The following is a 26,831-nucleotide window of genomic DNA, read 5'->3' on the forward strand; positions in this document are numbered from 1 at the left end:
GGGCGGCGCGCGCTTGCATCTTACCCAAACCGCTTACGCCAAGATCAACCTTGCGCTGCATGTCCGCGCGCGCAAAGAGAATGGCTATCATGAGCTTGAAACCCTGTTTGCCTTTGTCGATGCGGGAGACAGGTTGGTGGCGCATGGCAGCAATGAAGACAGGTTTTCTGTAACGGGTGAATTCGCCGGGGCACTGACCAATCCTTTCGACAATATCGTGATGCAGGCGCTGTTCACGCTACCGCGGCCTGACGGATTGGCCATTACGCTGGAGAAAAACCTGCCGGTTGCAGCTGGATTGGGTGGAGGCTCTGCCGACGCGGGGGCAATATTCCGCATGGTACGGGATGGATATGGCTTGCCTGATGATTGGCGCGTCCGGGCTGCAAAACTGGGGGCAGATGTGCCTGCCTGCGTGGAAAGTGAGACCTGTGTCGGACGTGGCATTGGAACCGAGCTTGAGCCGGTTGAAAATGATCTGGCCGGAATGGCGGTGCTCCTCGTCAATCCGCGTGTCGCGCTCTCTACAGGGCCTGTGTTCGCGAAATGGGGAGGTGGGGATGACGGACCCCTGCCGCAGGGCACCGCGAAGGACATCTTTATAAATGGTATCAATGGCCTGGAGGAGCCAGCTGTAACGCTTTGTCCGATCGTGGCGGATATATTGGAGCAACTGCGCGTCACCCGCCCGATGGCTGCGCGCATGTCCGGTTCCGGTGCAACTTGCTTTGCTCTGTATAATTCAGACGAAGAGCGTGACATGGCGAGCCAGCATATTGCAGCGATACGCCCCGATTGGTGGCAGATGAGAGGACACCTTAGATGAATGATCCGGTTTACCGCATGATTGGCGATGCCACGCGCGGGGGAATCGTTGCCGTGTGCGACCATGCGTCAAACCATGTCCCGGCCGAACTGGATTTGGGTGTATCAGCCAAGACGCTGAAAAAACACGTTGCCTATGATATCGGTGCCGCTGGCGTTACAGAGCGGCTTGCGCGCCGCCACAATATCGGCGCGATGCTGGCCAATGTCAGCCGTCTGGTGATTGATCTGCATCGTGAAGAGGACGCGCCGGGGCTAATTCCAGCCACTACGGACGGAATCCTCGTTCCCGGCAATATCGGCGCGGACAAGGACAAAAGGCTCGACGATTTTTACCGGCCCTACCATCGCAGGATGTCTGAATGGCTGGAGCAAGTGCAGCCGGGATTGATTCTGTCGATCCACAGTTTCACGCCGCAACTTGAAAGCAAGCAGGATGAAGAGCGGCCGTGGGAAATCGGCTTGCTCTACAATGATGATGATCAGGCGGCGCGCCATGCCATTCGGCTGTTTTCCGAACTTGGTTGCAAGGTGGGCGACAACGAACCTTATTCGGGCCGAGAATTCAATGCCACGATGAACCGTCATGCAGAGGCGATTGGCCGGCCCTATTGTGCCATCGAAATTCGCAACGATCTGATCGCGGAGGAACGCGGGCAGGCGCGCTGGGCAGCGATCATCGCGGATGTCGCAGGTCGGGTGAAAGTGGCACTGCAAACTGGCTGACCACCCTCTCTAGAAGGCGGACTCGCAGACTGGCTTGACCGGGGGCAAGCATTTCCTGTTTCGGATTGGCGCCCGCTTCCGTTAAAGCCAACGGAGCAATCCCGCGCAAATAACAGGACAATTCATGCCCGATTATCGCTCCAGGACTTCCACTCACGGCCGAAATATGGCGGGTGCGCGCGGGCTCTGGCGCGCGACCGGAATGAAAGATGGTGATTTTGGCAAACCAATCATCGCCATCGTCAATTCTTTCACACAATTTGTTCCAGGACATGTTCACCTGAAGGATCTGGGCCAGCTCGTCGCGCGGCAAGTAGAGGCTGCGGGCGGGGTTGCGAAGGAATTCAATACAATAGCAGTCGATGATGGCATCGCTATGGGCCATGACGGCATGCTCTATTCATTGCCGAGCCGCGATCTCATCGCTGACAGTGTTGAATATATGGTCAATGCGCATTGCGCCGATGCGATGGTCTGCATTTCCAACTGTGACAAGATCACGCCCGGCATGCTGATGGCCGCCATGCGTCTCAACGTGCCCGTGGTGTTTGTCAGCGGCGGACCCATGGAAGCGGGCAAGGTCGTGGTAAAGGGCAAGGAAGTCGCGCTGGACCTCGTGGATGCGATGGTGGCGGCTGCCGATGAAAGCTATACCGATGAAGAAGTGGCAGATATCGAACGATCGGCCTGTCCGACCTGTGGCAGTTGTTCGGGCATGTTTACCGCCAATTCGATGAACTGCCTGACAGAGGCGCTGGGGCTTTCGCTGCCGGGCAATGGCTCTCAGCTTGCCACCCATTCAGACCGGCAGGGTCTGTTTGAGCGGGCAGGCCGGCTCATCGTTACCTTGGCTAAGCGGTATTACGAGGAAGATGACGCCAGCGTGCTCCCGCGCTCTATCGCCAATTTCGAAGCTTTCGAAAATGCCGTGAGCCTCGATATTGCGATGGGCGGTTCAACCAACACCGTCCTGCACTTGCTGGCCGCCGCGCATGAAGCCGGCGTGGAATTCACCATGAAGGATATCGACCGTCTCAGCCGGTCAGTGCCCTGCCTTTCGAAGGTGGCACCAGCCAAAAGTGATGTGCATATGGAAGACGTGCACCGCGCTGGCGGTATTATGGCAATCCTTGGCGAACTTGATCGTGCAGGACTGCTGCATACAGCGCTCCCCACCGTGCACAGCCCCACGATGGGTGATGCGCTGGATGATTGGGATATTGCGCGAAATGCCAATCCCAAGGTCCATGAATTTTACAAGGCCGCGCCGGGCGGCGTGCCCACGCAGACCGCATTCAGCCAGTCACGGCGCTGGGATGCGCTGGATCTGGACCGGGAAGGCGGCGTCATTCGCAACAAGGATAATGCCTTCAGCCAGGATGGCGGACTGGCGGTGCTGTACGGCAATATCGCGCAGGATGGCTGCATCGTAAAGACGGCGGGCGTTGATGAGAGCATTCTCAAATTCACCGGTCCGGCAAAGGTTTATGAAAGCCAGGATGCCGCAGTTGACTCGATTCTCGCAGACGAGGTGGTGTCAGGAGATGTGGTAGTGATCCGTTACGAGGGGCCAAGGGGCGGGCCGGGCATGCAGGAAATGCTGTATCCGACCAGCTATCTGAAATCGAAAGGACTCGGCGCACAATGTGCCTTGCTGACCGACGGTCGCTTTTCCGGCGGCACTTCGGGATTGTCGATAGGTCACGTATCGCCGGAAGCGGGCGAGGGCGGTGAGATCGCACTGGTGGAACCGGGCGACATTATCGAAATCGACATTCCCAACCGGACAATCAATCTCGCCATATCGGATGAAGACGTTGCGCATCGCCGCGCAGCCATGGAGGCAAGGGGTGAAGGTGCATGGCAGCCTGCGCAACCGCGTCCACGCAAGATTACGCCCGCATTGCAGGCCTATGCCGCCATGACGACCAGCGCTGCTCGCGGAGCAGTGCGCGATGTTTCCCAAGTTACGGGGCCACGCAAGGCATGATGCGTGCCCTTTTGCTCGTTGCACTATGGCCTGCGCTTGCAGCGTGCGGGGCGGGTAACGCAGCGAGTTCGGGCCAGTATTTCGATTGTGCGCTTGGCGGAGCAGTCGGTTTTGAGCCTGTCTGCACGAGTGAGCGCGCAGAGATGGATGGAAAACGTTTGCTCATCCTACGGCATCCCGATGGCACCTTCCGCCGTTTCGAACTGGGCGTCGAAGGACGCGGCATTATCACCGCTGACGGCATCGAGCAGGCACAGGTCACATCCGGGAGCGGCTTGGTCGAAATCCGCGTAGGGCCTGATCGCTATCGCGTGCCGGTGGCGCAATAGATCATGAAAGACCTCGCGCAAATTCTCACCGCCGCGCAAATGCGAACGGCAGAAGAGGCGCTGATCGACAATGGAGAATCTGTCGAAAGCCTGATGGAACAGGCTGGGCATGGAGCTGCATTGTTAATATGGCGGATGGCGTCGGGGCGACCTGTTACTATCTTGTGTGGGCCTGGCAATAATGGCGGCGATGGCTATGTTATTGCTCGTTTTCTTCACGAGCGCGGGCTGACCGTCCAGATCGTCGCTCCACTTGAACCCAAGACCGATGCGGCTATTTCCGCGCGGGGTAAGTGGGGACAGGCAACGGTCCCCTATGCCGAGGGTGCTGTTCTGGTCGATTGCCTTTTCGGGACTGGGCTTGGCCGCCCATTGGGCGATGATCTGTTGGCGCTTTTGCGCAATCTCGCCTCATCGCACAAGCAATGCGTGGCCGTAGATTTGCCCAGCGGGGTCGACAGCGACAATGGTGAACAGCTCAACAGCAGTTTGCCCGCATATGATCTCACCATTGCCTTGGGTGTGTGGAAATTCGCCCATTGGCTGATGCCCGCATCGGGACAGATGGGGATGCGACGCCTCGTTGATATTGGCGTTAAGAAAGTGACCAATGCGGCGCGCCTTTCCGAAGCGCCTCTCTTGCAAGCACCGCCGCTGGATGCGCATAAATATTCCCGCGGCCTGCTGGCAGTAATCGCGGGCGAAATGTCCGGTGCAGCGATTCTTGCGGCAGAGGCGGCGCAACATGGCGGTGCAGGGTATGTGAAGGTTTTCTCAGACGAGGATGATGAGCGCCTTATCGGCCAGCCCGATCTCGTAGTGGAGCATGCCTCTCTGCTGGAATTGACGCGCGATCATCGCATCGATGCATTTCTTGTCGGGCCGGGGCTTGGCCGCAGCGAAGAGGCACGTGCGCGGCTCGATCTGGTGCTTGCCTGCGATCTTCCTACCGTGTGCGATGCGGATGCGCTCCACCTGCTCGAACCAAAGATGCTGGAAAGCCGCACTCAACCAATTGTTGCCACGCCGCATGCGGGCGAACTAGACGTATTGGCGAACACCTTTGGCGTTGTCGGCCTTGATCGCAATGAGCAGGCAAGCGAGCTGGCAGAAGCCATAGAAGGGGTGCTGGTGGCCAAAGGGCCCGATACCTTGATTGCGGCAGAAGGCTCCTTCAGTACCGTGATGCCGCCAGCGCCAAGCTGGCTCAGCACAGCGGGAACGGGGGATATTCTTGCGGGTCTGATCGCAAGCCGGCTAGCGACCGGTATCGTGCCGCGCAAAGCCGCAGAACAAGGCTGCTGGCTTCATGCAGAGGCAGCACGGAAGGCCGGGCCTGCGTTTACAGCGATCGGCCTTGTCGATGCTATTCCAAAGGCATATCGCGCCTTTCTATGACACAGTTAGAGACACAGGCAGAAGAAATTCTACGGATCGCCGCCAAGGGGGATGGCGTCACCGCAACCGGGCGCCATGCCAGTTTTGCGGCGCCTGGCGATATGCTGATGCCCGACGGCAGTATTGAACGGGGGCCCCATCATGCAGAACCTCCATGTCGCCATTTTGGCAAATGTGGCGGCTGCCAGCTCCAGCATTGTGATGAGCAGGCGCTCATTAACTTCGTGCGTGATCGGGTGGCCTTTGCGGCTCAGTCACAGGGGCTTGACCCGCAAATTGTGGTGCCGCCAGCCATGTCTCCGCCCTCTTCGCGCAGACGGGTCAGCCTGCGCGCTATCAATAGCGGTGGGCGACCATTGATTGGCTTCAACGCTGCCGGATCTCACAAGCTCGTCGATCTTGCGGAATGCCCGGTGATGCTGCCGGAACTGTTTGCATTGATCGCGCCGCTGCGCGGCTATTTCGCCCGCGTCAAAGGACGTTATACAATTGATATCGAAATCGCCCGGGTCGATCAGGGGGTGGATTGCGCGCTGAAAGGCTTTGCTCCCGAAGGGCTCGACCAGACTGAAGAACTGCTGGAATTTTGCCGTGAAAACGGTTTGGCGCGTCTGACGCTGGACCAGGGGTACGGGCCGGAAGGTTTTTGGGAGCCTGAGCCTATAACTGTTACGCTTGGCGGAATCGCAGTTGCCTTCCCTTTTGGCAGCTTCATGCAGGCCACGGATCACGGTGAAAAAACACTAGTGAGTGCGGCGCAGGAATGGCTGGCAGATTGCGGGCACATTGCCGATCTTTTTTCCGGCCTCGGTACTTTTGCCTTTTCCTTGGCGAAGGGGCGTAAAATACTTGCAGTGGAGGCGGATCGCGCTGCCATTCTTGCCTGCCGAAGCGCCGCCAATGCAGCCCGGCTTCAGCTTGAAACATCGCATCGTGACCTGTTCCGCAACCCATTGCGTGCGAAGGAACTGGCCGGTTTTGATGGCGTGCTCATTGATCCGCCCCGTGCAGGGGCGCGCACGCAGATTGAGCAGATCGCGGCAAGCACGGTGGAACGCGTGGTTTACATCAGCTGCAATCCGTCGAGCTGGTCTCGTGATTGCACTTTGCTGGCGAGCGCTGGATATGAATTGCGAGAATTGCGTCCTGTGGGGCAGTTCCGCTGGTCAACCCATGTCGAATTGGCGAGCCTGTTCATCAAGCGCGCAGATTAGCTGATCAAGGAGCCACTCCATATCGGAGTGGTCCGAAAAAGCATGGTCGGCAGAGGCACGAACGGATGTTCGCGGATCCTTGCCCCAGCTTTCAAGGAACGCCTTACCGGTCCGATCCCGCCCCGCGATGATAAAACCGAGATTGCCTTTGAATCCCTCTATCGTGCTGCGCATTTCGCCTGAAAGGGTCGATTCGCCACCTCCTGCTTGAACCGCGCTGCGCAAACCAGGCAGAAGCTTGCGAAGTGATACGCCGCCGCTCAACAGGCGCAGCCATTCGCGCGGGTTCCTGATTTTCTCGGCATAACGCGCACGAATGGTGGCCGGGGCAGGGCCCTCGTCATCTTCGTCAAAAGTCCAGGGGTTGGCCAGAAGCACGCCATCGCAGCCAGCGCCACCTTCCAGCATCAGCGCTGACGCCGCGTCGCAATTGCCAAAGCCGACAATGCGGGAGAGCGACGGGCATATTTGTCGAAAATGGGTCAGTGCTGCTGCAATATCTGGTCCGGCCGCGCGAAAACCGCCGTTCTTGCCGCTGCTGTCGCCTATGCCGCGCCGATCATAACGCATTACGGGATAGCCTTTCGCGGCGATGTGGGCGGCAAGTCGGGCCTGTCCGCCAAATGCCCCGCTGCGTAATTCATTACCGCCGCTTACAAGCAGCAGGCCGACACGCCCTTCGGCTTCATCGAGTGAACCGAAGCAAGTCTCACCCTCGCAGTCAAAGGTGAAGTGACGACGGCTCATCGAAGCCTTTCCTGAACAGTCTTTGCCAAGGCCTGGGCCTGCGCCTGGTCATGATCGGGTTCTGCGCGAAGCCATAGACCAGCACCGCCAAGGTCGCCTTGTGCGATATCTGGCATGCCCGGCTCGGCAAGTTCTGCGTTCTCGAGCTGCGCGATCATGTCTGGCCCAAGCGCATAGCCGGCCAGTACAAGGCCGCATTCCCTACCGCGCGCCAACAAATCCTCTCGAGATGTGTTTTTGCTAGCTTCGCGGTCAGCAATGACCTGCGCCCGCAGCAATGCACGCAGCACGCTTGACCCGCCGATGGGAGCATAGCGCAAGGCAGGAATGGTGTCGGGTACACAGTTTGCGCCACCGCGCAGGGACAATGCGTGCGTTGCGCCAAAATGCCGTGCTGCACCACTCATCGCGCTGTGCCAGCTCGCAATATCTTGTTCGACAGGCGCCAACTGGCTCTCGTTCGTGCCCGGGAGGTCCGGAAGCATGCAATCCATCCCCAAACCATCCAGAATGCGCATGGTTTCGACGATGAAATGGCGCAGCTTGTTCGCTTCATCAAACAAGGCCGGGACGATCAAGATCCGCGTTTCGCGCCCGCTGTCAAAGCGAATCGCATATTCCTCTGGATGAGGAGGGTTGGGCCAATTGCCCGTCAGCATCGCTGATCAGTCTTCCGCCCACTTTTTCACGAGGTAGGTGAGGAGACCACCAAAGGTTTCCAGCATCTCGCCATCCACTTCGTCATCCTCGACAAGGATATCGAGCTGGTCCTCAATTTCGGTAAGGAGACCCGCGACAGCCATGGAATCGAGTTCTGGCAAAGCGCCAAATAAGCCCGAATCCATATCCAGCTGGGCAACACGTTCATCCGAAAGGCCAAGAACGTCCTGCAGCACCTGGCGCAAAGTCAGATCAATTTCGCCGGTTTCCTCGACCGGCACGGGAAGTTTACTCGCCATAGAAACCTGCCCTAGCCAGCACCGCGACGGCTGACAAGTTTGTGTATGCCAGCCTTGGCAATAGTGGGCCAGTTTTGCGGCGCGCCTGGCCGCAGGCAGGTAAATTGCCAGCGTATGCGTGTCTCTTCCATCCAGTCGCGCTTGTAAGGCTGATCGCCCGTGCCAAAGTCCACCATCTCCACTCTGTCTATGTCTATAACCTGTTTGAACAATGCAGCCGTCAGCGTGGTGCCGGGTGATAATGCGGTGGCCGACTGGCGATGGGCCAGCTTGTGAATATAGGCGGTGCTGCCATCCACCGTCCAGAATTGCGCGGCCACGGCCTGATCATCGTGATGGGCGATCGCAAACCGAAAGCGTCCCGCAGCGCTTTCGGTCTGGGCAAAGTGGCATAGCAGTGTTGGTTCCCCCTCGGCAGGTTTCCAGCTATCGGCATAAATATCTTCATAAGCCGACCAATCATCGGCATCGAAGGCTTGCGTCAGCCTCACGGATATTTTCTTCCCCTTGCGCTTAAGCGTGGAGCGTACATTTCCGGGGCGTCCGGCCAGAAACTGGTCATAACTGCGTCCCTGAACCCTCAGGACATGATTGATGTCGCATGGTTCGCGCAGCACCACCCATCCGGTTGTGCGGAAAGCCTGCTCCAGAAGATGAGTTGAAACATCTTCATCGGCGAGGTTTCTCAAGGATATACAATGTGTTTTTTCCGCAATTTCTCGTGTCAGCTCGGTGAGCATTCGCGTGGATGGCGCATCGGGCAGGCAGGGTGCCCATGTAAATGCATACCAGTTCATCAAAGGCTCAAGCCCCCGCGTCCCGCGCATCATGGGGAAGCAGACGGCACCGTCACCGTCACTCGCCACGGCGACAAAGGGGTGAAGCCCTGCTTCTTCCAGCAAAGCAAACCACCCCTGGCGAGAGAACGGACCATTGCCCCAGCAAACAGCCTCTGGCAGATCGTTAACCGTGTCGTGATAGCTGATCGCCGTCACCTTATTGCTTTCCCCTGAGGATGAATGTCCAGCACGCCTGATCCCGTTCCCCGTCCGCTTGACCACCTCACAGAATGCGGGGCGGATAGCGATCCGGCGCTCGTCCTGCGCGGCGAGACCCTTAGCTGGGATGACTTAAGAAGCCGTATCGCTCGCATGGCCGCATGGCTTATTGCGCAAGGACCACAAAAGGGCGCGCGCGTGGCGACATGGGCTGCGAAGGGGGAATTGACCTGCCTTATGCCACTTGCCACCGCGCGGGCGGGATTGGTGCATGTGCCGATCAATCCGCTGCTCAAATGCGCGCAGGTCCGCCACATATTGAACGATTGCAGCGCAAGTCTGCTGATCGCAAATGCCGGCAGGCTTGGCTCACTTGGCGAAGGCGATGTGCCATTTGCATGCACCATCGCCGATGAAAAGGAGGTGCTGGAAGAGCTGGCTGATTTCTCTGCAAGTCTCAACCTTTCTTCTTTTGATACCAATGATTTGGCAGCCATACTTTATACCAGCGGTTCAACCGGCAGGCCCAAGGGTGTGATGTTGAGCCACGCGAATCTCTGGCTCGGTGCGGTCAGCGTCGCGCATTATCTGGGAATGTATAGTGATGACGTCACGCTTGCCGTGCTGCCGCTCAGTTTCGATTATGGACAGAACCAGCTTCTGTCGACCTGGTACGCAGGCGGCAGCGTTGTACCTCTCGATTATCTCACGCCGCGAGATGTCATCAAGGCATGCGCGCGGCATGGAATCACGACGCTTGCTGCAGTGCCGCCATTATGGGTTCAATTGACCGAGCAAGACTGGCCAGCAGACGCAAAAGCCAATTTGCGTCGTATGACCAATAGTGGAGGCGCGCTGACGCAAGGGCTGGTTCGCGATTTGACGCAGATGTGTCCGGAAGCGCGCCTCTTTCCGATGTATGGCCTGACAGAGGCATTTCGTTCCACCTATCTCGATCCGGCTATGGTGGACAGCCACCCAGCGTCGATGGGCACGGCCATTCCTTTTGCCGAGATCTTAGTGGTGGATGAAGCGGGGCAGATCGCCACGGAAGGAGAGCTTGTGCATTGCGGGCCGTTGGTTGCGCAAGGGTATTGGCAGGATGCGACACGCACTGCAGAACGCTTCAAGCCAGCGCCCGCGGCATCCTCATATCGCGGGATGGCGGTCTGGTCTGGGGATAATGTGCGCCGCGATGAAGACGGTTTGCTCTATTTCATCGGCCGGGACGATGCGATGATAAAAAGCGCCGGTAATCGCATCAGTCCGCAGGAAATCGAAAGCGCTGCCATTGCCACGGGCGAGGCAGAGGAGGCCGTTGCCTTTGGCGTGGCGGATGAGCGACTTGGCCATGCCATCCACCTCGTAGTGCGGGGGACGCGTGATGACGATGCGTTGCGTTCGGGATTGCGCAGCGAGCTTCCCAATTTCATGCAGCCCGGGCTGATCAAGTGGGTTGATGCGATGCCGGTCAATCCCAATGGCAAGATTGATCGCGCCAGATTGCAGCAGGAGGCAATATGAAACCGCTTGGACCGATCCCTGATTTCTATGAGGCGAAAGGTGATGAGCTGGCTATCGGCGGGCGATCTGCCAGCGCTCTTGTAACGGAAGCGGGCAGCACCCCCCTGTTCGTATATTCACGCGATGCGATTGCCACCCGTATGGACGAATTGCGCGCTGCCATGCCTGATAGATTGCGTATTCATTATGCCATGAAAGCAAATCCTTACGCTGACCTTCTGGAATTTATCGCAGACCTGGTGGATGGTTTGGACATCGCTTCTGGCGGTGAACTCCAACAGGCACGGGAGGCGGGCTTTCTGCCGCGTGAAATCAGCTTTGCCGGGCCAGGAAAGCGTGATGCAGAATTGCTTGCGGCAATCCGCGCTGGCGTGACCCTCAACATCGAGTCTGAGGGCGAGGCTGAACGCGCTCTCGATACTGCACGCACGCTTGGCGTGACCCCGCGCCTGGCAATTCGCGTGAACCCGTCCTTCGAATTGCGCGGATCCGGCATGAAGATGGGCGGCGGTGCCAAACCTTTCGGCGTGGACGAGGATCGCGTGCCCGCGCTCGCCCGCCATCTGGTGGATGCAGGTGTCAACTGGCGCGGCTTTCACATTTACAGTGGCAGTCAGGCGCTTGATTCAACTGCTATAATAGAAGCACAGGCCAATGTCATCGCACTGGCGGCCCGGCTTGGCAAAGAGGCCGGCGTCGCTGTGCCGCACCTCAATATGGGAGGTGGCTTTGGCATCCCTTATTTCGATAAGGATGCGCCTCTTGATATTGCTGCAATCGGTGAAGCTCTGAAAGCGCAATTTGCTAATCTGCCCGGCAATCTGAATGACACTGAATTTGCTGTGGAACTGGGGCGATATCTGGTTGGCGAGGCAGGTGTTTATCTGACCCGGATTGTCGACCGCAAGGAAAGCCACGGAATCACCTTCCTTGTGACCGATGGTGGACTGCATCACCAGCTTGCCGCATCAGGCAATTTTGGAACCGTAGTACGCCGCAATTACCCCGTCGCAATCGCCAGCAAGTTTACCGAACCCCCTACTGAAACCGTGAATGTGGTGGGCTGCCTGTGCACGCCGCTCGACAGATTGGCCGATCTGGCGCAGCTCCCCGCGGCGGAAATCGGTGATCTTGTCGCAGTGTTTTGCGCCGGCGCCTATGGTGCCAGCGCCAGTCCGGCCACCTTTCTGGGGCAAGGTCCGGCACGCGAACTGCTGGTGTAGGGTTTTACACCTTGGTCGTCCCGTTTCGGGACAGGGGTCTGCAACCCGCGTGTTTCCGGCGTTTAGAGGCTTCAATACTAACGCAATGTTCACCCTTTTCCGCGAGAAGGCGAGGCAGGATCCATGGGCGAAATGCGTGCGGGGCAAGCAAGGCCGCGTCAGCTGATCGTCCAACTCGCGAAGGACGCAAGATGCGTACGAAACTGCCGCTCACCACTCTCATTGTCTCAACAGGCATTGCGCTCGCATTGTCGGGCTGTGCTGGCGGGGCTGCCGGTTCGCAGCTGGAGCCTGCGCGATTCGTATCCATGCAGGAAGGGCCGGGCGAAGAATACGTCATCGGTCCGCTCGACAAGCTCACGATTCATGTCTGGCGCAATGATGAGCTTGGTGCAGAAGTCCAGGTGCGCCCAGATGGCCGGATAACCACGCCGCTGGTGTCGGATATGCCTGCCGTGGGCAAGACACCTACCATGTTGGCAGAAGACATCCGCCTTCAGCTTTCCCAATACATTGAAGAACCGCTGGTTACCGTGATCGTCAATGAATTTGCCGGTACGTTCAGCCAGCAGGTTCGTGTTGTGGGTGCAACGGCAGAACCGGCATCGATTCCCTATCGCGCGAATATGACGCTGCTCGATGCAATGATCTCTGTCGGCGGATTGTCCGAATATGCCGCAGGTAACCGCTCCCGCTTGATCCGTTTCGATCGCCAGTCGGGCGAGCAACGCGAGTATGACCTGCGCTTGTCGGATTTGCTGCGCCGCGGTGATAGCGATGCCAATGTCATGCTGATGCCGGGCGATGTCATCATCATCCCCGAAAGCATGTTCTGAAGGGGGCGGGGGCTTGAACCAACTCCTTGAAGAATTGCGTGCGGGCCTCTGGGCGGTGTGGAACCGCCGGTGGCTGGCGTTGGCCATTGCCTGGGGCGTCTGCCTTCTGGGCTGGCTGGCCGTTGCGCTGGTCCCCAATTCTTACGAGAGCGAAACGCGCATCTTCGTCCAGTTGGATGACGTGCTGGCCGAACAGATCGGCATCGGTGCAAATGCGCGTGAACGCGATATCGACCGGATCCGGCAAACGCTGGTAAGCTCGGTCAATCTTGAAACCGTTGTCCGTTCGACCCGGATCGGAGACATGGTCAGCACGCCTGTTGAGATGGAAGCGGCGATCGAACAGCTCGAAAAAGATATCAAGGTTGTCAGCCAGGGCGAAAACATCTTCGAAATTTCGGCAGTAAGCGGTCGTGGTAATTTGTCGGACGAAGAGAACGCTGCTCTCGCGCAGGCGATCACGCAGCGCATGATCGACATCTTTCGAGAAGAGAACCTCGGCGGTGCGCGCGGTGAAATGGCGGATTCCATTGAATTTCTGAACGAACAACTCGCCAGCCGCGAAGCGGACCTCGCTTCTGCCGAACAACGCCGCCTCGCATTTGAGGCGGAGAACCCTGATCTGATCGGCGGAGCACAGGCGATTGCCGCGCAGCTGAGTGCCACACGCGCAGAGCTTCGCAGTGTTGAATCCGATCTCGCCGCTGCGCAAGCCGCTCTGGCCGCAATAGATGGGCAGCTGGCCAGCACACCGCGAACCATAGTCATTCCTGGGTCTGGTGGCACACAATCGACGCTGGCCCAGGCTGAGGCCAACTTGGCCGCCATGCGGGCAAGGGGTCTGACTGAAGAGCATCCCGATGTCATTGCGGCCACCCGCACCGTCGCCAGCTTGCGCGAACGATCCCCTGCCACAGGCAGCGGGGGTGGGGGGATGCCCAATCCGGCCTTTACCTCGCTTCAGTCTATGCGGGTAGAACGCCAGTCCAATGTCATGTCCCTGCAATCGCGCGCCGCCGCACTCAGCGCCGAAATAGCCTCGATCAACGCAAGTCAGGCTCGCGAACCGGGTGTTGCGGCAGAGGCCCAGCGTATCAGCCGCGATTACGAAGTGCTGCGCACTCAATATGACGAATTGCTGCAAGACCGTGAGGAATTGCGCTTGCGAGGTCAGGTTGAAAGTGAACGAAGTGCCGTGCAATTCGAGGTGATTGATCCCCCGACCACTCCGCGCACGCCTGCGGCCCCGAACCGGCCCTTGCTCCTGCTGGCGGTGCTGATCGTGGGGCTTGGCGCCGGAACTGGCACCGCCTTTGTTCTAAGCAAAGCTGGCTCCACCTTCGCCACTGCAAGTCAGCTTGAACGCAACTTTGGCCTGCCGGTGGTGGGTACCATCACCCATACTTTCACCGAAGCTGGTCGGGAATTGCGCGCAAGACGGCTCAAATATTTTGCTGCCGGTTTGGGCGGGCTCGGGATGCTTTTCGTCGTTCTCATGGGCGTTGAAATCGTCCAGCGCAGCACTGTGGCTTGAAGGGGCAGGACATGACCAAACACAGCAAGATTCCTACCCCGGGCAAGTCCTTGTTCGAACGCGCTGAAGGCTTCTTCGGCCTCGGTGAAGATCTTACCCCTGCGCCTGTTCCGCATGAACTTGCCAAACCGGTCAATCGCCGCATCACCAGGCGTGATGTAACAACGAAAGTGACGGAACTTTCGCTGACCGAAGCAGCCTTGCAGGGTATACCGACGACAGAAGCGTTCATCCCTGAACCTGTGTATGAAGACGTAACCTTCTCTCAGGACATTCACGAGATTGATCGTGATGCCTTGGCGCGCCACGGGCTGATCCAGCCCGAGGGGCCGATTTCCGCGCTGCTGGAAGAATTCCGCATCGTAAAGCGCCAGGTGCTCCAATCCGTCCGCAAGGCACGCGAGAACGGCTCGGGCAAGATCGCGCAACGCGTGCTCATCTGTTCACCACTCCCCAATGAAGGCAAAAGCTTTTGTGCTGCCAATCTGGCGCTTGCGATGGCGGCTGAAAAGGACAGCGAAGTGCTTCTTGTCGATGCAGATTTCGCCAAGCCATCGATTTTGTCGATGCTCGGTCTGCCACGCGGGCCGGGCTTCATGGATGTGCTGGCTCGTGATGATATTCGCGTGGAAGACTGCGTAATGGCAACCGATATCGCCGGTCTGCATGTGTTGCCTGCAGGCAATCACACCACGTCGGACAGCGAATTTCTCTCAAGCACCCGCACTGCGGACGTGCTCGATCGGCTGACGCGCGCTGCGCCTAACCGGATCGTCATATTTGATAGCTCGCCCGCGCTGGCCGCCTCTCCCGCAGCAGAGCTGGCCAATCATGTCGGTCAGGCCCTTGTCGTTGCCCGTGCGGATCGCACCGGCCAAAGCGCTCTTGAAGATGCGCTGACGCTGCTTTCCGCCTGCCCTGATCTCAAACTGCTCCTCAACGCGGCGCATTTCAGCCCCAGCGGCCGCCGATTCGGCGCCTATTACGAGCAGGAGGCTTGATAGCCATGCGGCACTCGCTTGCAAGCCTGCTACTTCTTGCTGCCTTTCCGGCAAGCGGGCTGGCGCAAGATCTTGAAGACAATAGCGATCTGCAAAGGTCGTCAGATCACAGTGTGCAGATCGCGCCTTATATCGAAGCGGCACAGGTCGTGACAGCAGAGTTTGAACCGGGCGATGATGTCGTCACCTATTCTCGGGTGGCTGCTGGCGTGGATGCGGGCTTTGGCGGTCGCTATTCGCAGGGTTCGCTTTCATTGCGGTATGAACGGCGTATCGGATATAGCGATAGTGTCGCCGATGTGGACACACTGTCCGGCATCGCGCGCACATCGATGGCGCTCGCCGGGCCAAACGTCACATTTGAAGCGGGTGGCCTAGCCTCCCGCACAAGGGTTGAGGGAAACGGCGCAACCTCACTCGGCGCATTTGGCGGTGATGATGCATCAACCAGCCAGGTATATTCTGTGTATGCAGGGCCTTCGGTACAGACGCAGGCGGGCATCGCACGGGTCAGTGGTTCTTATCGCCTGGGTTATACACGCGTGGAATCGCCTGATGCAGTGCAGCTTTTCCCGGGTAGAGAACCGGCAGACATATTCGATGATTCCATCACGCATAATGCAGCACTGCGTGCTGAAATAGCTCCTGATGCAATGCTGCCGGTAGGCTTGGGTGTGAGCGCGGGGTGGAACCGGCAGGATGTCTCGAACCTCGATCAACGGATTGATGACAGCTACATCAGTGCCGATGTCACCGTGCCTCTATCGCCCAATGTCGCGCTGGTTGCCAGCGTGGGATATGAGGATGTCGAGATTTCGAGCCGCGACGCGCTTCGAGATGTGAATGATCTGCCAGTGATCGGTCGCGATGGCCGTTATGTAACGGACACATCTGCTCCGCGTCAGATCGCCTATCAGACTGACGGATTGATCTGGGATGTGGGCGTGATGTGGCGGCCCAGCCGTCGTACTGCTTTCGAAGTGCATGTGGGCCGCCGTTATGGTTCCACCACCTATTATGGTTCATTGTTATATGCACCCAATTCCAATTCCAGCCTCAATGTCTCTGTCTATGATAATCTGAACAGCTTTGGCGGGCAGATCATGGGCGCGTTGGGGGATCTTGGCACGGATTTTGATGCTTTCCGCAATCCCGCTACCGGTGATCTTGGTGGCTGCGTACTTGGCGTAGCGGGAGACAATTGTGCGCTGGCGCGTCTTGGTTCGGTCCGTTCGACCGTCTTCCGCAGTCGCGGGGTTGCAATTACCTATGGTGCAGAAACCCAGCGCACGTCCTGGGGCGTGGGCGCCGGATATGATCGACGTTCATTTATTGCCGGAGAAGACACCGTTCTTGCCGCCACAGATGGGCTGGTAGACGAGAACTACTGGGCCGCCGCCTATGCTTCGCGCCGGTTAGACCGTCGTTCCCAGATTTCAACTGGAGCATCGGCGACGCTCTTCGATGGAGGGTTCAATAATGATGGAACCTCAATCGGTTATAGTATAAATTTCGCATACAATCGCAACCTGATCGACAGGCTGACCGGCACAGCCGCTGTCAGCCTGGACGGTATCACCCGCGAAGATCTGCCCGATTACCAGGCGGCCTCGGCCCTGGTCGGGCTTCGCTACACCTTCTGACAGGTCCAAGGGAGAACAAGACAATGTTCGACAATTTCTATGGCCTGAGCGGCAAACCATTCCAGCTCACGCCCGATCCCGAATTCTACTTCCGCTCTATCACGCACCGCAAGGCTCTGTCCTATCTCGGATATGGTCTGGCGCAAGGTGAAGGCTTCATCGTCATTACGGGTGAAATCGGCTCCGGCAAGTCGACGCTCATCGCGCATATGATGCAGAACCTCGATATGGGTCAGGTGACCGTGGCGCAGATCGTCACCAGCAAGCTCGACGAAGAAGAAGTTGTGCATGTCGTGGCCGGAGCCATGGGTCTTGATGTGGAAGGCCATGACAAAGCGACTGCGCTGACCGAAATCGAAGGTCATCTGCATGAAGAGGCGCGCGCAGGCCGCCGATGCCTGCTGGTCATCGACGAATCGCAGAATCTTTCGGTCTCCGCATTGGAAGAATTGCGAATGTTCTCCAATTTCCAGCTTGGCAGCCATCCACTGCTCCAGACGCTGCTGCTCGGCCAGCCCGAATTCCGTACAACGCTGCAAAATGAGCCGGGACTTGAACAGCTTCGCCAGCGCGTGATCGCTGCGCATCATCTTGAGCCCATGCAGAAGGACGAGATCGAGCCGTATATCATCCACCGCCTGAAGAAGGTTGGCTGGGATGGCAATCCTTCATTCGATCAGCGCATATTTGCAGAGCTTCACGAGGCATCGGGAGGCATTCCGCGCCGTGTGAACCAGATCGCCAATCGCCTGATGCTGCTGGGCGCAGTGGAAGAATGTTCGCACATAGATGCGGCAATGCTGCAATCTGTGCTGACAGAACTCGAATCCGAGCGCGCTTTACCGGAAGCGCCGCCTGCACCTTCAACCGCGCGACCTCAAGCAGCAAAGACAGAAAAAGCTTCTCCTCTCGCTTCATCGGCTGATGCGAAGGCAATCGCCAGCGCATTTGCGCTCCGAGACAAGCAGATTACAGAGCTGCAACAGGCCATCTATCTCCTTTCTGAACAGGTGAAGAACACCGTTTCAACCGATGTAGTTCGGTCAGAGCTCGAATTGATGCGCGAACAGATTGAGCAGATCGAGAAACGCTTCAATGAGCATGAGCACTCGATCAGCCAGACGCTCAACATGCTGATCGAGTGGATCGAAAATGACATGGCATCGAGCAAGGCTGCCTGACGGCGTTCAGGAGGGGTAACTCGCTTTGAATGCCATCGCCTTCGCCAATGAAGACGCCAAGGGCGTCGGGCCAGACAAGGTCATCGCCAACGGCCTGTCAGTCGATGTCGAGGACTGGTTCCAGGTGGGCGCGTTCGAGGATGTGATCGAACGCGACAGCTGGAGCACGCTCGACAATCGCGTGGAACGCAACGTCCATGAAATCCTCGATCTGTTCGATGAAGCAAAGGCCAGTGCGACATTCTTTACATTGGGTTGGGTTGCACAGCGTCACGGCCCGCTCCTGCGGGAAATAGCACAGCGCGGGCACGAAATTGCCAGTCATGGCTGGGATCATCAGCGTGTGTTCCGCATGGATCGGGAGAGCTTTGCCCGCGATATAGAGCGGACTCGCAAGACCATTCAGGATTGCTGCGGCCAGCGTGTCGATGGCTATCGCGCGCCCAGCTTCTCCATTGATCACCGCACGCCGTGGGCTTTCATGGAATTGGCCGAGCAAGGCTATCTGTACTCATCAAGCGTCGCGCCAATCACCCATGACCATTACGGTTGGGCAGAGGCACCGCGTTTCGCGTTTCAGCCCATTCCTTGGCACGATTTGGTCGAATTACCCGTTACAACCGCCATATTCCGCGGCAAACGACTGGCGGCAGGCGGAGGGGGCTTTTTCCGTGTGCTGCCTTACGCCTTTAGCCGCTGGGCCATACGACAGGTCAATCGTACAGATCAGCGTCCTGCGATCTTCTATTTCCACCCGTGGGAAATAGACCCGGGCCAGCCAAGGGTCGCCGGCGCTCCCTTGCGTTCGCGGCTGCGGCATTACACCAATCTAAGTAAAATGAGTGGCAAGCTGCGCCAATTGATCAATGAATTTGCCTGGGGACGGATGGATGTCGTCGCCCACCGTGAGGCCGCGAGAATTGCGATCGAAATGGCATCGGACAAGGAAATGGCGGTATGAACGCGCCTTTTGCCCTGACACGCCAGAAAATACGCGTGCTTGACCTCCATCGACCTGATGAAGCAGCGCGCGTTGAAAGGTTCGTTGCTCAAGAGGGCGGTTCCATCTTTCACCTCCCTGGATGGCTCGACGCAGTTGAGGCGGGCACTGGGCAAAAGGCGCGCGGGATCGTAGCCGAGATGGACGGAGCGATCACGGGCTGGCTTCCATTGACTGAGGTGCATTCACCAATTTTCGGCAGAATGCTCGCTTCAAGCGGATTTGCCGTTGATGGCGGCATCCTGGCAGAGGATGACACTGTAGCGGTAGACCTCTGCAATGCCGCCAGCGAATTTGCGATGCGGCTTTCCTGCCCGACTATTGAAATGCGCGGTGGTCCGGTCGCGTCAAATTGGCAGGTTCAGTCGGACAGCCATTGCGGGTTCGTGCAATCGCTGGCGATGGATGACGAGACGCAGTTGGCGGCAATCCCGCGCAAGCAACGCGCCGAAGTGCGCAAATCGCTGAAGAATGATCTAACTGTCCATGTCGGGCAGGGAGAAGCCGATCTGGAGGCGCATTACGCGGTATATTCGCAAAGCGTTCGCAGCCTAGGCACGCCCGTGTTCCCGCGCACCTTGTTCGAAGCAGTGATCGAGCAGCTTGATGCCGATATCCTTACAGTGCGCCACCGCGGCGAAGCGGTAGCAAGCGTGCTGTCGCTTTATCACGATGGCGCGGTAATGCCCTATTGGGGTGGCGGCACGCATGGCGCACGCGCGTTGCGTGCCAATGACCGCATGTATTACGCCCTGATGCTCCATGCGCGCGCGCGAGGCTGCGACAGGTTCGATTTCGGAAGGAGCAAGACAGGCAGCGGTGCCTTCAGATTCAAGAAGAATTGGGGTTTTGAACCGCAGCCGCTTTCTTACGCCAACTGGACTGCGCCGGGCCATCCCGTGCGCGATGCCGATCCGACGAGCGCACAACACCAATCGCGGATTGCGCTTTGGAAGAAGCTGCCCCTGCCAATAGCAAACCGGCTTGGCCCCCTGATCGCGCGGGGTTTGGGGTGAGCGGAGAGATACTCTTCCTCGCCCACCGGCTGCCTTTTCCACCTGACCGCGGTGACAAAATTCGTTCACATCATATTGTGAAGGCTTTGGCGAAGATTGCTCCGGTCCATATTGGCTGCCTTGCAGAAGAGTTAAGCGATTTTGCACATGAGCATTTTCTGGAAGAGCTGGCTGCCTCCTACTGCATGGCGCCGCGCCCACCCTTTTTGCCGATTGCAGGATTAAAGGCCCTAATCCGGCGAGAACCTGTCAGCCTTGCAGCTTTCCATTCGAAGCAATTGCGCCAGTGGGTGAAAAACACACTGGCCACGCGCAAAATCACTGCGATCTATGTGTTCTCCGGCCAGATGGGGCAATATGTACCGCAAAGCTGGATAGGACGGCTGATTGTCGATCTGGTCGATGTCGATTCGGCCAAATTCGAGGCATTTGCAAAAGACGGAAGCGGTCCACGGGCCTGGATAGATGCGCGCGAAAGCAAACTTCTGCGGGACGTAGAGGCGCGGTTGGTAGAGCGTGCAAGCAGCACCTTGCTGGTCAGTCATGCAGAGGCGCAATTGCTCAGGTCCAGAATATCCGGCCAGCACGATATTCGGGCGCTGAGCAATGGCATAGACTGCAGCTTCTTCGACCCTGCATTAATTAAGCCACATCCAGCCCTGGGGGAAGGCGGCCCGCACCTCGTTTTCACCGGACAAATGGACTACGCGCCCAATATTGCCGCTGTCTCGCGTATGGCGAATGACATCATGCCACGCCTTATCAAGGCTCTCCCGCAGGCCAGTTTCCATATCGTCGGACGTGCTCCCTCGCGTGATGTCACCGCTCTGAAGGGGGTAAATGGCGTTTCTGTGGTCGGAGAAGTGCCTGACACGCGGCCTTGGCTTGCTGGTGCAGATATGGTGGTGGCACCTTTGACAATCGCTCGCGGTGTCCAGAATAAGGTGCTCGAGGCTATGGCGATGGCCCGTCCGGTTGTCGTCACCCCCGATGCGGCTACGGGCATTGATGCAGAACATGGCAGGCACTTCATCATTGCCGAGAACGATGGTGCCTTCATCCACCATATCACTCAGCTTCACTCAGCTGGTCAGCAGGTGGCCGCCATGGGGTTAGAAGCCCGAAAGTTAGTCCGCGACCAGATGAGCTGGCGAGCCATGCTTGCCGATCTTCCTGTCCTGACAGGATTTGCCGGCGGGGCAGTGCGCGATGCGGCATGAGGTGATCTCCCCGCAGCGAGCAATGATCGCCGAACGTATTGTACCGGCCTGGAAAACGCCGCTTGTCCAATTGGCGCTGGCCTGGGCTGCCATACTCACGATGTTTGCGCGTGATTGGGCCACAATGGCCATGCTGTGGTGGGACAGTTCCACCTATAACCACATACTGATCGTCCCTGCGATCCTTGCATGGCTTGTTTGGCAACGCGCGGGAGAGCTTGCCAAGGTTGACCCGCAGCCGTGGTGGCCAGGCCTTGTCCCACTCGCAGGCGCGCTGTTTCTTTGGTTGCTTGGGGATATTTCGGGCCTCGCGACTGCGGCGCATCTGGGCGTTGTTCTTGCGTTGCAGGCCGTAACTCTCGCCATCCTTGGCCCGCGAATTTGCTGGGGGCTTGCCTTTCCGCTCTGCTATGCGCTGTTCCTCGTTCCGATTGGCTATGAATTGGTGCCCGCATTGCAGATGATCACGGCGAGCATTACCATTGCTCTTACCGAAGCAAGCGGCATTCCAGCGCATATCGAAGGCGTCTTTATCGATACGCCTGCCGGACTGTTCGAAGTGGCAGAGGCGTGCTCAGGCGTGAAATTCCTCGTTGCCATGATCGCGCTAGGGGCGTTGGTGGCACATGTCTGTTTCCAGTCTTGGTGGCGGCGCGCGGCGTTCATGATGCTGGCTGTCAGCATCCCCATCATTGCAAATGGTATCAGGGCATGGGGCACAATCTATATCGCGCAATCGCAAGGCATAAGCTTCGCGGCGGGTTTCGATCACATCTTCTATGGCTGGATTTTCTTTGCGCTGGTCATGGGGCTGCTGTTGCTTATTGGCTCAAAGTTCTTCGACAGGGGAGTGCAAGCCCCATTCGTCGATTCCACTGCGCTTGCCGCCAATCCGTTCTTGGATCGCCTGCAATCCAACAGTGCAAAGGGTTGGCCAGTGCTGGTCGTCATCCTCAGCCTCATCCTGGTGGCACTTGCATGGTCAACCCGGTCTCAGGCGCTGGAGGCCGATCTGGCAACGGATCAGACCTTGCCTTCGCAAATCGCGGGCTGGACATTGGTCGAGCAATCACGCGCCTATCCCTGGCAGCCCCGCGCCAGTGGAGCTGATTGCGTGCTGCGCGGTGCATATCAAGACGGGGAGGGACGTGTGGTCGATGTGGTTTATGCACTTTATGCGGCACAGTCCGAAGGGCGGGAGGCCGGAGCTTTTGGCGAGGGAGCATTGCCCATGGATAGCGAATGGCGCTGGCTGTCCGCATCGACATCAACCGATGGTGTGGCCGGTGATCGATTGCAGGCGCTGGGCGCACACAGGCGCGTGGCTGAAACCTGGTATCGCAAAGAAGGTTGGATCGGCACGAGCACGATGCACCTCAAACTGTTGACCATGCGCGATCGGTTGCTGCTGCGCGCCCGGCCCACGGCCATGCTGATCCTTTCAGCAGAGGAATATGGCGACACAGATCCAGCAGCAACCATCGCTGATTTTCGATCTTCCACGGCGGATCTCGGGAACTGGATGGACCGCACGGGCGGCGTCGATTAACGACAGGCACATGTGCGGCATTGCGGGCATTTTCCATACAGGCACGATCAAGCCGGTCGATCCCGCTAGGGTTGAGCGCATGTGCGACGTTCTGGCTCATCGCGGGCCTGACGGATCAGGGGTTTGGACATCGCCCGGCGTAGGGTTGGGCCACCGCCGATTGTCGATCATCGACATCGCGGGCTCGCTTCAACCCATGCATTCCATTGAAGAGCGCTCAGTGATCGTTTTCAACGGAGAAATCTATAATTTCCGTGCATTACGGCGTGAACTTGAAGAGAAGGGTGCGCGTTTTCGGACGGATGGCGATACCGAAGTGATCCTTGCTGCCTGGCAGCGCTGGGGGGAGGATTGCGTGCAGCACCTTCACGGCATGTTCGCCTTCGCAATTTACGATCGCAAGGATCGCACGCTTTTTCTTGCCCGTGACAGGTTTGGGGTGAAACCATTGTTCATGGCGGAGCTGTCAGACGGTTCGCTAGCATTTGCATCCGAATTGAAGGGTTTGCTGGCGCATCCACTGCTGCGTCGCGAAGTCGATCCGCTGGCCATCGAGGATTACATGACCTGGGGTTATGTTCCCGATCATAGATCTATACTACGCGGGGTAAGCAAGCTTGCGGCCGGGCACAGCTTACTGCTCAGACACGATAGTCCGCTCCCTCAGCCGCGCCAATATTGGGACATCAGTTTCGAAAATCGTCACAAGGGCAAGGCGCGTGATCTGGAGGCAGAACTGCTCCATCACCTGAAGCAGGCGGTGGATAGCCGAATGGTCGCCGATGTTCCGCTGGGCGCCTTCCTTTCCGGCGGGGTAGATAGCTCCACCGTTGTTGCATTCATGGCTGAAGCCAGCAGAAACAAGGTCAAGACCTGTTCCATCGGTTTTGACGTGGCCAGCGCAGACGAGACAAGCCATGCCGACAAGATCGCGCGGCTTTTTGACACCGAGCATGCGAGCCGCATTGTCAGTGCAGACCAGTTCGATGCCCTGGATACAATTGCAGGAATGTTCGATGAACCATTTGCCGATGCATCAGCGCTGCCGACATGGCGCGTGTGCCAATTGGCCCGCGAAAGCGTGACCGTCGCATTATCGGGAGATGGCGCGGACGAAGCATTTGCCGGATATCGCCGACAGGTATTTCACGCCCATGAAGAGCGGGTGAGGGGAGTGCTGCCTTCTGCGCTGCGCAGCAAGGTGTTGGGTCCATTGGGAGAAGCGTTCCCCAAACTTGACTGGGCACCGCGTCCCTGGCGCGCCAAGACTACCCTGCTGTCCTTGGCCGCCTCCGGCGCGCAGGGATATTCCCGCGCATTGTCCGTTGTCCCGCCTGAAATCAGGCTTGGCCTTTATGGTAAGGACTTGCAGCGCCAGATCGGTGGATATCGCGGAGAACTGCCACTAGAAAAATTGATGGCTCAGGCACCTGCGCGCAGCGGGCTCGATGCCGCGCAATATGCCGATCTGAAATTTTGGTTACCCGGCGACATCCTGACGAAAGTGGACCGCACCAGTATGGCGGTTAGCCTTGAGGCGCGTGAACCGCTTCTTGATCACCGACTGGTAGAATTTGCCGCCGGTCTGCCAGATGGGCTGAGGGTCAAACGGGCGCAGGGTAAATGGCTGCTCAAGAAATCCATGGAACGCTATCTGCCGAACGATATCCTCTATCGTCCGAAACAGGGGTTTGTGACCCCTATTGCACAGTGGTTCCGTGGCCCGCTGGCAAGCAAGGCGCGGGGCATATCCAAAAGCGCAATGCTCGCACGCACCGGATGGTTCGAAAATGCAAGGCTCGCCGATATTGCAGAAGCGCATATTTCCGGCCGATCCGACCATTCACGGATATTGTGGCAATTACTGATGCTGGATCGCTCGCTCGCGCGGCTCGGTATCGCATAAGTCATTTGATTGACGGTAAGGCAGATGGAAAGGGAGCCGCTACCCTGGCACGCCGTGCCCGCGTGCCATGTAATCGTCGCTCTGCATTTCCTTGAGGCGGCTGACGGTACGTTCAAATTCAAAGGCGCCGTCACCCTTGCGGTAGAGGTTTTCTGGTGCTGCCTCTGCGGTGGCGAAAAGTTTTACACCCTGTTCGTAAAGCGCGTCGATCAGCTTGGTAAAGCGAATGGCCTCATTACGATTGTCCGGCCCCATCAGAGGTATGCCGACCAGAATGATCGAGTGAAATTCGCGCGCAATGGCGAGATAATCGGCAGCCCCCCGATTCTCTCCACAAAGCCGCTTGAAGCTGAATACAGCTACGCCTTTTAAGCATTTGGGAACGAACAGCTTTCTCCCCCCGCCTAGCTCCAGCTCTCCTGAAGGCACATGGGCAGCATCTTCGGGGGCATAATCGGTCAGTCGGAAGAATGCCTCGCGCACCTGCTCAGTTGACGCATCGCCCAAAGGTGTATGCCAGCTTGCAAGATCGCCCAGCCTGTCTAGCCGATAATCGGTTGGGCCATTCAATGGCACCACGTCCAACTCGCGCTCTACCAGATCGATAAATGGCAGGAATAAGGAACGGTTGAGACCATCCTTGTAAAGATCATGCGGAGGACGATTGCTGGTGGTGACGACCGTCACACCTTCATCCTCCATCAGCGCGGTAAACAGGCGCGCCATGATCGCGGCGTCGGCAGTGTTAGTTACCACCATTTCATCAAAGGCAAGGCAACGGATATTATTCGCGAGGCGTTTCGCGACACGCCCGATGGGGCCTGTGACCTCGGCCTGCCGTTCCTCGCGGATCAAGGCGTCCACTTCCAACATGAATTCATGGAAATGCACGCGCCGCTTTTCGGAAATTTTGAGCGTGTCGACGAAAAGATCCATAAGCATGGATTTGCCACGTCCAACACCGCCCCACATGTAAACGCCCTGCGGGTCGCGCTTTTTGTTACCGAACAATTGGGCAAGCAATCCACCCGGAGATTCTGTCTCCAACTCCTTTTGCAACTGATCCAGCCGCACCGCAGCACGGCGCTGGTCAGGATCCGGTTGCAACTCGTCGGCGGTGACGAGTTGTTCGTAGCGTGCGAGCAGCCCGCTCAGATCTGCCGCTCCACCTGCATCTTCTTGATTTCTGCAATGGCCCGCGCGGGGTTGAGCCCCTTGGGGCAGACATTGGCGCAGTTCATGATGGTGTGGCAGCGATAAAGGCGGAAAGGATCCTCCAGATCGTCCAACCGCTCACCCGTCATCTCGTCGCGGCTGTCGGCGAGCCAGCGATAGGCCTGCAGCAGAATGGCAGGCCCGAGGAACTTGTCTGAATTCCACCAGTAAGAAGGGCATGCGGTGGAGCAGCAGGCGCACAGTATGCACTCATAAAGGCCATCAAGCTGCTCACGCTGCTCGGGGGATTGCAGACGCTCTTTCCCGCTTGGTGTTGTCGAAACAGTCTGCAACCAGGGCCGGATCGATGCATATTGCGCATAGAAATGCGTGAAATCGGGGACCAGATCCTTCACGACTTCCATGTGTGGAAGCGGAGTAATGCGAATGTCACCTTTCATATCTTCGATTGCAGTGGTGCAGGCAAGGCCATTCTTGCCGTTCATGTTCATGGAGCATGAACCGCAGATCCCTTCGCGGCAGGAGCGGCGAAAAGTCAGCGTCGGATCAATCTCATTCTTGATCTTAAACAAGGCATCCAGAACCATCGGCCCGCAGGCATCGAGATCTATTTCAAATGAATCATAGCTGGGATTCTTACCGCTGTCCGGATCATAGCGATAGATGCGGAATGACTTGATTTTTCCCGTGGTGTCGGCGGCCTTATGGACCTGCCCGTCCTTGCGGATCTTGCTATTCTTGGGAAGCGTAAAGGTTGCCATGTTTCGTCCCGGTTATTTCGGCGTTCGAGGGCCTATCTAACCATTTGCCGCGCAAGGGCAAGGTGGACCTTGGCA

24 protein-coding genes are annotated in these 26,831 nt (G+C 57.9%); 18 read left to right on the top strand and 6 right to left on the bottom strand.

Features of this window, described 5'->3' with window-relative positions; all coding sequences use genetic code 11:
* The first annotated feature begins 13 nt into the window (after positions 1 to 13).
* The 6 genes from CP97_RS09260 to CP97_RS09285 all read left to right on the top strand — a co-directional run bounded on the left by CP97_RS09260 (position 14) and on the right by CP97_RS09285 (position 6,482).
* Positions 14 to 826 carry a 4-(cytidine 5'-diphospho)-2-C-methyl-D-erythritol kinase gene (locus CP97_RS09260; protein ID WP_048885697.1) on the top strand — a complete coding sequence of 271 codons (813 nt, stop codon included), beginning with the start codon at positions 14 to 16 and terminating at the stop codon, positions 824 to 826.
* Positions 823 to 1,551, top strand: a complete 729-nt coding sequence (locus tag CP97_RS09265) for an N-formylglutamate amidohydrolase (protein ID WP_048885698.1) — start codon at positions 823 to 825, stop codon at positions 1,549 to 1,551. The genes CP97_RS09260 and CP97_RS09265 overlap by 4 nt, the downstream gene beginning before the upstream one ends.
* 124 nt (positions 1,552 to 1,675) lie before the next feature.
* Positions 1,676 to 3,541, top strand: coding sequence for a dihydroxy-acid dehydratase (gene ilvD / locus CP97_RS09270; RefSeq protein WP_048885699.1), 1,866 nt, complete (start codon positions 1,676 to 1,678; stop codon positions 3,539 to 3,541).
* The gene (locus tag CP97_RS09275) at positions 3,538 to 3,870 is read left to right on the top strand and encodes a hypothetical protein (protein ID WP_048885700.1); all 333 of its coding nucleotides are present in this window, start codon (positions 3,538 to 3,540) and stop codon (positions 3,868 to 3,870) included. Before ilvD ends, CP97_RS09275 begins: the two co-directional genes overlap by 4 nt.
* A 3-nt stretch (positions 3,871 to 3,873) precedes the next feature.
* Positions 3,874 to 5,268, top strand: a complete 1,395-nt coding sequence (locus CP97_RS09280) for a bifunctional ADP-dependent NAD(P)H-hydrate dehydratase/NAD(P)H-hydrate epimerase (RefSeq protein ID WP_048885701.1) — start codon at positions 3,874 to 3,876, stop codon at positions 5,266 to 5,268.
* Positions 5,265 to 6,482, top strand: a complete 1,218-nt coding sequence (locus tag CP97_RS09285; RefSeq protein WP_048885702.1) for a class I SAM-dependent RNA methyltransferase — start codon at positions 5,265 to 5,267, stop codon at positions 6,480 to 6,482. The genes CP97_RS09280 and CP97_RS09285 overlap by 4 nt, the downstream gene beginning before the upstream one ends.
* Here CP97_RS09285 and CP97_RS09290 read toward each other — a convergent pair.
* The 4 genes from CP97_RS09290 to CP97_RS09305 are packed head-to-tail and all read right to left on the bottom strand — an operon-like array spanning position 6,435 to position 9,183.
* Positions 6,435 to 7,229 carry a hydrolase 1, exosortase A system-associated gene (locus CP97_RS09290; RefSeq protein ID WP_048885703.1) on the bottom strand — a complete coding sequence of 265 codons (795 nt, stop codon included), beginning with the start codon at positions 7,227 to 7,229 and terminating at the stop codon, positions 6,435 to 6,437. The two genes, CP97_RS09285 and CP97_RS09290, sit on opposite strands and share 48 nt — an antisense overlap.
* Positions 7,226 to 7,888 (bottom strand): hypothetical protein, encoded by a 663-nt coding sequence (locus CP97_RS09295; protein ID WP_048885704.1) that lies wholly within the window; start codon positions 7,886 to 7,888, stop codon positions 7,226 to 7,228. The genes CP97_RS09290 and CP97_RS09295 overlap by 4 nt, the downstream gene beginning before the upstream one ends.
* Before the next feature lie 6 nt (positions 7,889 to 7,894).
* Entirely contained in the window at positions 7,895 to 8,188 is a 294-nt protein-coding gene (locus CP97_RS09300) for an acyl carrier protein (RefSeq protein ID WP_048885705.1), read from the bottom strand.
* Positions 8,189 to 8,199: 11 nt separating this feature from the next.
* Entirely contained in the window at positions 8,200 to 9,183 is a 984-nt protein-coding gene (locus CP97_RS09305) for a GNAT family N-acetyltransferase (RefSeq protein WP_053106613.1), read from the bottom strand.
* A 24-nt stretch (positions 9,184 to 9,207) separates the two neighbouring features.
* Here CP97_RS09305 and CP97_RS09310 point away from each other — a divergent pair, with 24 nt between their 5' ends.
* The 12 genes from CP97_RS09310 to CP97_RS09365 all read left to right on the top strand — a co-directional run bounded on the left by CP97_RS09310 (position 9,208) and on the right by CP97_RS09365 (position 24,819).
* Positions 9,208 to 10,710, top strand: a complete 1,503-nt coding sequence (locus tag CP97_RS09310) for an acyl-CoA ligase (AMP-forming), exosortase A system-associated (protein WP_048885706.1) — start codon at positions 9,208 to 9,210, stop codon at positions 10,708 to 10,710.
* Positions 10,707 to 11,933 (top strand): pyridoxal-dependent decarboxylase, exosortase A system-associated, encoded by a 1,227-nt coding sequence (locus CP97_RS09315; protein ID WP_048885707.1) that lies wholly within the window; start codon positions 10,707 to 10,709, stop codon positions 11,931 to 11,933. The genes CP97_RS09310 and CP97_RS09315 overlap by 4 nt, the downstream gene beginning before the upstream one ends.
* A 191-nt stretch (positions 11,934 to 12,124) precedes the next feature.
* Positions 12,125 to 12,769, top strand: a complete 645-nt coding sequence (locus CP97_RS09320; protein ID WP_048885708.1) for an XrtA/PEP-CTERM system exopolysaccharide export protein — start codon at positions 12,125 to 12,127, stop codon at positions 12,767 to 12,769.
* Between the two features lie 13 nt (positions 12,770 to 12,782).
* Positions 12,783 to 14,303 carry an XrtA system polysaccharide chain length determinant gene (locus tag CP97_RS09325; RefSeq protein ID WP_048885709.1) on the top strand — a complete coding sequence of 507 codons (1,521 nt, stop codon included), beginning with the start codon at positions 12,783 to 12,785 and terminating at the stop codon, positions 14,301 to 14,303.
* Positions 14,304 to 14,314: 11 nt separating this feature from the next.
* A complete protein-coding gene (locus tag CP97_RS09330) occupies positions 14,315 to 15,304 on the top strand; it encodes a P-loop NTPase family protein (RefSeq protein WP_048885710.1) in 990 nt (329 codons plus the stop codon).
* Positions 15,305 to 15,309: 5 nt separating this feature from the next.
* A complete protein-coding gene (locus CP97_RS09335; protein ID WP_053106615.1) occupies positions 15,310 to 16,947 on the top strand; it encodes a hypothetical protein in 1,638 nt (545 codons plus the stop codon).
* 23 nt (positions 16,948 to 16,970) lie between these two features.
* Complete coding sequence (locus CP97_RS09340) at positions 16,971 to 18,128, top strand: XrtA/PEP-CTERM system-associated ATPase (protein WP_048885711.1); 1,158 nt, start codon at positions 16,971 to 16,973, stop codon at positions 18,126 to 18,128.
* Between the two features lie 34 nt (positions 18,129 to 18,162).
* Positions 18,163 to 19,089 (top strand): XrtA system polysaccharide deacetylase, encoded by a 927-nt coding sequence (locus CP97_RS09345; protein WP_174539181.1) that lies wholly within the window; start codon positions 18,163 to 18,165, stop codon positions 19,087 to 19,089.
* Complete coding sequence (locus tag CP97_RS09350) at positions 19,086 to 20,144, top strand: FemAB family XrtA/PEP-CTERM system-associated protein (RefSeq protein ID WP_048885712.1); 1,059 nt, start codon at positions 19,086 to 19,088, stop codon at positions 20,142 to 20,144. Before CP97_RS09345 ends, CP97_RS09350 begins: the two co-directional genes overlap by 4 nt.
* A complete protein-coding gene (locus tag CP97_RS09355; protein ID WP_048885713.1) occupies positions 20,141 to 21,364 on the top strand; it encodes a TIGR03087 family PEP-CTERM/XrtA system glycosyltransferase in 1,224 nt (407 codons plus the stop codon). Before CP97_RS09350 ends, CP97_RS09355 begins: the two co-directional genes overlap by 4 nt.
* Positions 21,365 to 21,386: 22 nt before the next feature.
* Positions 21,387 to 22,913 (top strand): exosortase A, encoded by a 1,527-nt coding sequence (gene xrtA / locus CP97_RS09360; RefSeq protein WP_048886896.1) that lies wholly within the window; start codon positions 21,387 to 21,389, stop codon positions 22,911 to 22,913.
* Between the two features lie 10 nt (positions 22,914 to 22,923).
* A complete protein-coding gene (locus CP97_RS09365; RefSeq protein ID WP_048885714.1) occupies positions 22,924 to 24,819 on the top strand; it encodes an XrtA/PEP-CTERM system amidotransferase in 1,896 nt (631 codons plus the stop codon).
* A gap of 39 nt (positions 24,820 to 24,858) precedes the next feature.
* Here CP97_RS09365 and zapE read toward each other — a convergent pair whose 3' ends face one another.
* Positions 24,859 to 25,974, bottom strand: coding sequence for a cell division protein ZapE (zapE, locus tag CP97_RS09370; protein ID WP_048885715.1), 1,116 nt, complete (start codon positions 25,972 to 25,974; stop codon positions 24,859 to 24,861).
* A complete protein-coding gene (locus CP97_RS09375) occupies positions 25,971 to 26,756 on the bottom strand; it encodes a succinate dehydrogenase iron-sulfur subunit (protein ID WP_048885716.1) in 786 nt (261 codons plus the stop codon). Before CP97_RS09375 ends, zapE begins: the two co-directional genes overlap by 4 nt.
* Positions 26,757 to 26,831: the final 75 nt, after the last annotated feature.

The organism is Aurantiacibacter atlanticus, assembly GCF_001077815.2.
Taxonomy (GTDB): domain Bacteria; phylum Pseudomonadota; class Alphaproteobacteria; order Sphingomonadales; family Sphingomonadaceae; genus Alteraurantiacibacter; species Alteraurantiacibacter atlanticus.

Coding starts and splice junctions, on each gene's coding strand:
- CP97_RS09375 (WP_048885716.1), bottom strand. CDS start 26,756: ATGGCAACCTTTACGCTTCCCAAGAATAGCAAGATCCGCAAGGACGGG.
- CP97_RS09295 (WP_048885704.1), bottom strand. CDS start 7,888: ATGCTGACGGGCAATTGGCCCAACCCTCCTCATCCAGAGGAATATGCG.
- CP97_RS09290 (WP_048885703.1), bottom strand. CDS start 7,229: ATGAGCCGTCGTCACTTCACCTTTGACTGCGAGGGTGAGACTTGCTTC.
- CP97_RS09300 (WP_048885705.1), bottom strand. CDS start 8,188: ATGGCGAGTAAACTTCCCGTGCCGGTCGAGGAAACCGGCGAAATTGAT.
- CP97_RS09285 (WP_048885702.1), top strand. CDS start 5,265: ATGACACAGTTAGAGACACAGGCAGAAGAAATTCTACGGATCGCCGCC.
- CP97_RS09365 (WP_048885714.1), top strand. CDS start 22,924: ATGTGCGGCATTGCGGGCATTTTCCATACAGGCACGATCAAGCCGGTC.
- CP97_RS09315 (WP_048885707.1), top strand. CDS start 10,707: ATGAAACCGCTTGGACCGATCCCTGATTTCTATGAGGCGAAAGGTGAT.
- CP97_RS09320 (WP_048885708.1), top strand. CDS start 12,125: ATGCGTACGAAACTGCCGCTCACCACTCTCATTGTCTCAACAGGCATT.
- CP97_RS09310 (WP_048885706.1), top strand. CDS start 9,208: ATGTCCAGCACGCCTGATCCCGTTCCCCGTCCGCTTGACCACCTCACA.
- CP97_RS09335 (WP_053106615.1), top strand. CDS start 15,310: ATGCGGCACTCGCTTGCAAGCCTGCTACTTCTTGCTGCCTTTCCGGCA.
- CP97_RS09340 (WP_048885711.1), top strand. CDS start 16,971: ATGTTCGACAATTTCTATGGCCTGAGCGGCAAACCATTCCAGCTCACG.
- CP97_RS09275 (WP_048885700.1), top strand. CDS start 3,538: ATGATGCGTGCCCTTTTGCTCGTTGCACTATGGCCTGCGCTTGCAGCG.
- CP97_RS09280 (WP_048885701.1), top strand. CDS start 3,874: ATGAAAGACCTCGCGCAAATTCTCACCGCCGCGCAAATGCGAACGGCA.
- CP97_RS09265 (WP_048885698.1), top strand. CDS start 823: ATGAATGATCCGGTTTACCGCATGATTGGCGATGCCACGCGCGGGGGA.
- CP97_RS09330 (WP_048885710.1), top strand. CDS start 14,315: ATGACCAAACACAGCAAGATTCCTACCCCGGGCAAGTCCTTGTTCGAA.
- xrtA (WP_048886896.1), top strand. CDS start 21,387: ATGATCGCCGAACGTATTGTACCGGCCTGGAAAACGCCGCTTGTCCAA.
- ilvD (WP_048885699.1), top strand. CDS start 1,676: ATGCCCGATTATCGCTCCAGGACTTCCACTCACGGCCGAAATATGGCG.
- CP97_RS09350 (WP_048885712.1), top strand. CDS start 19,086: ATGAACGCGCCTTTTGCCCTGACACGCCAGAAAATACGCGTGCTTGAC.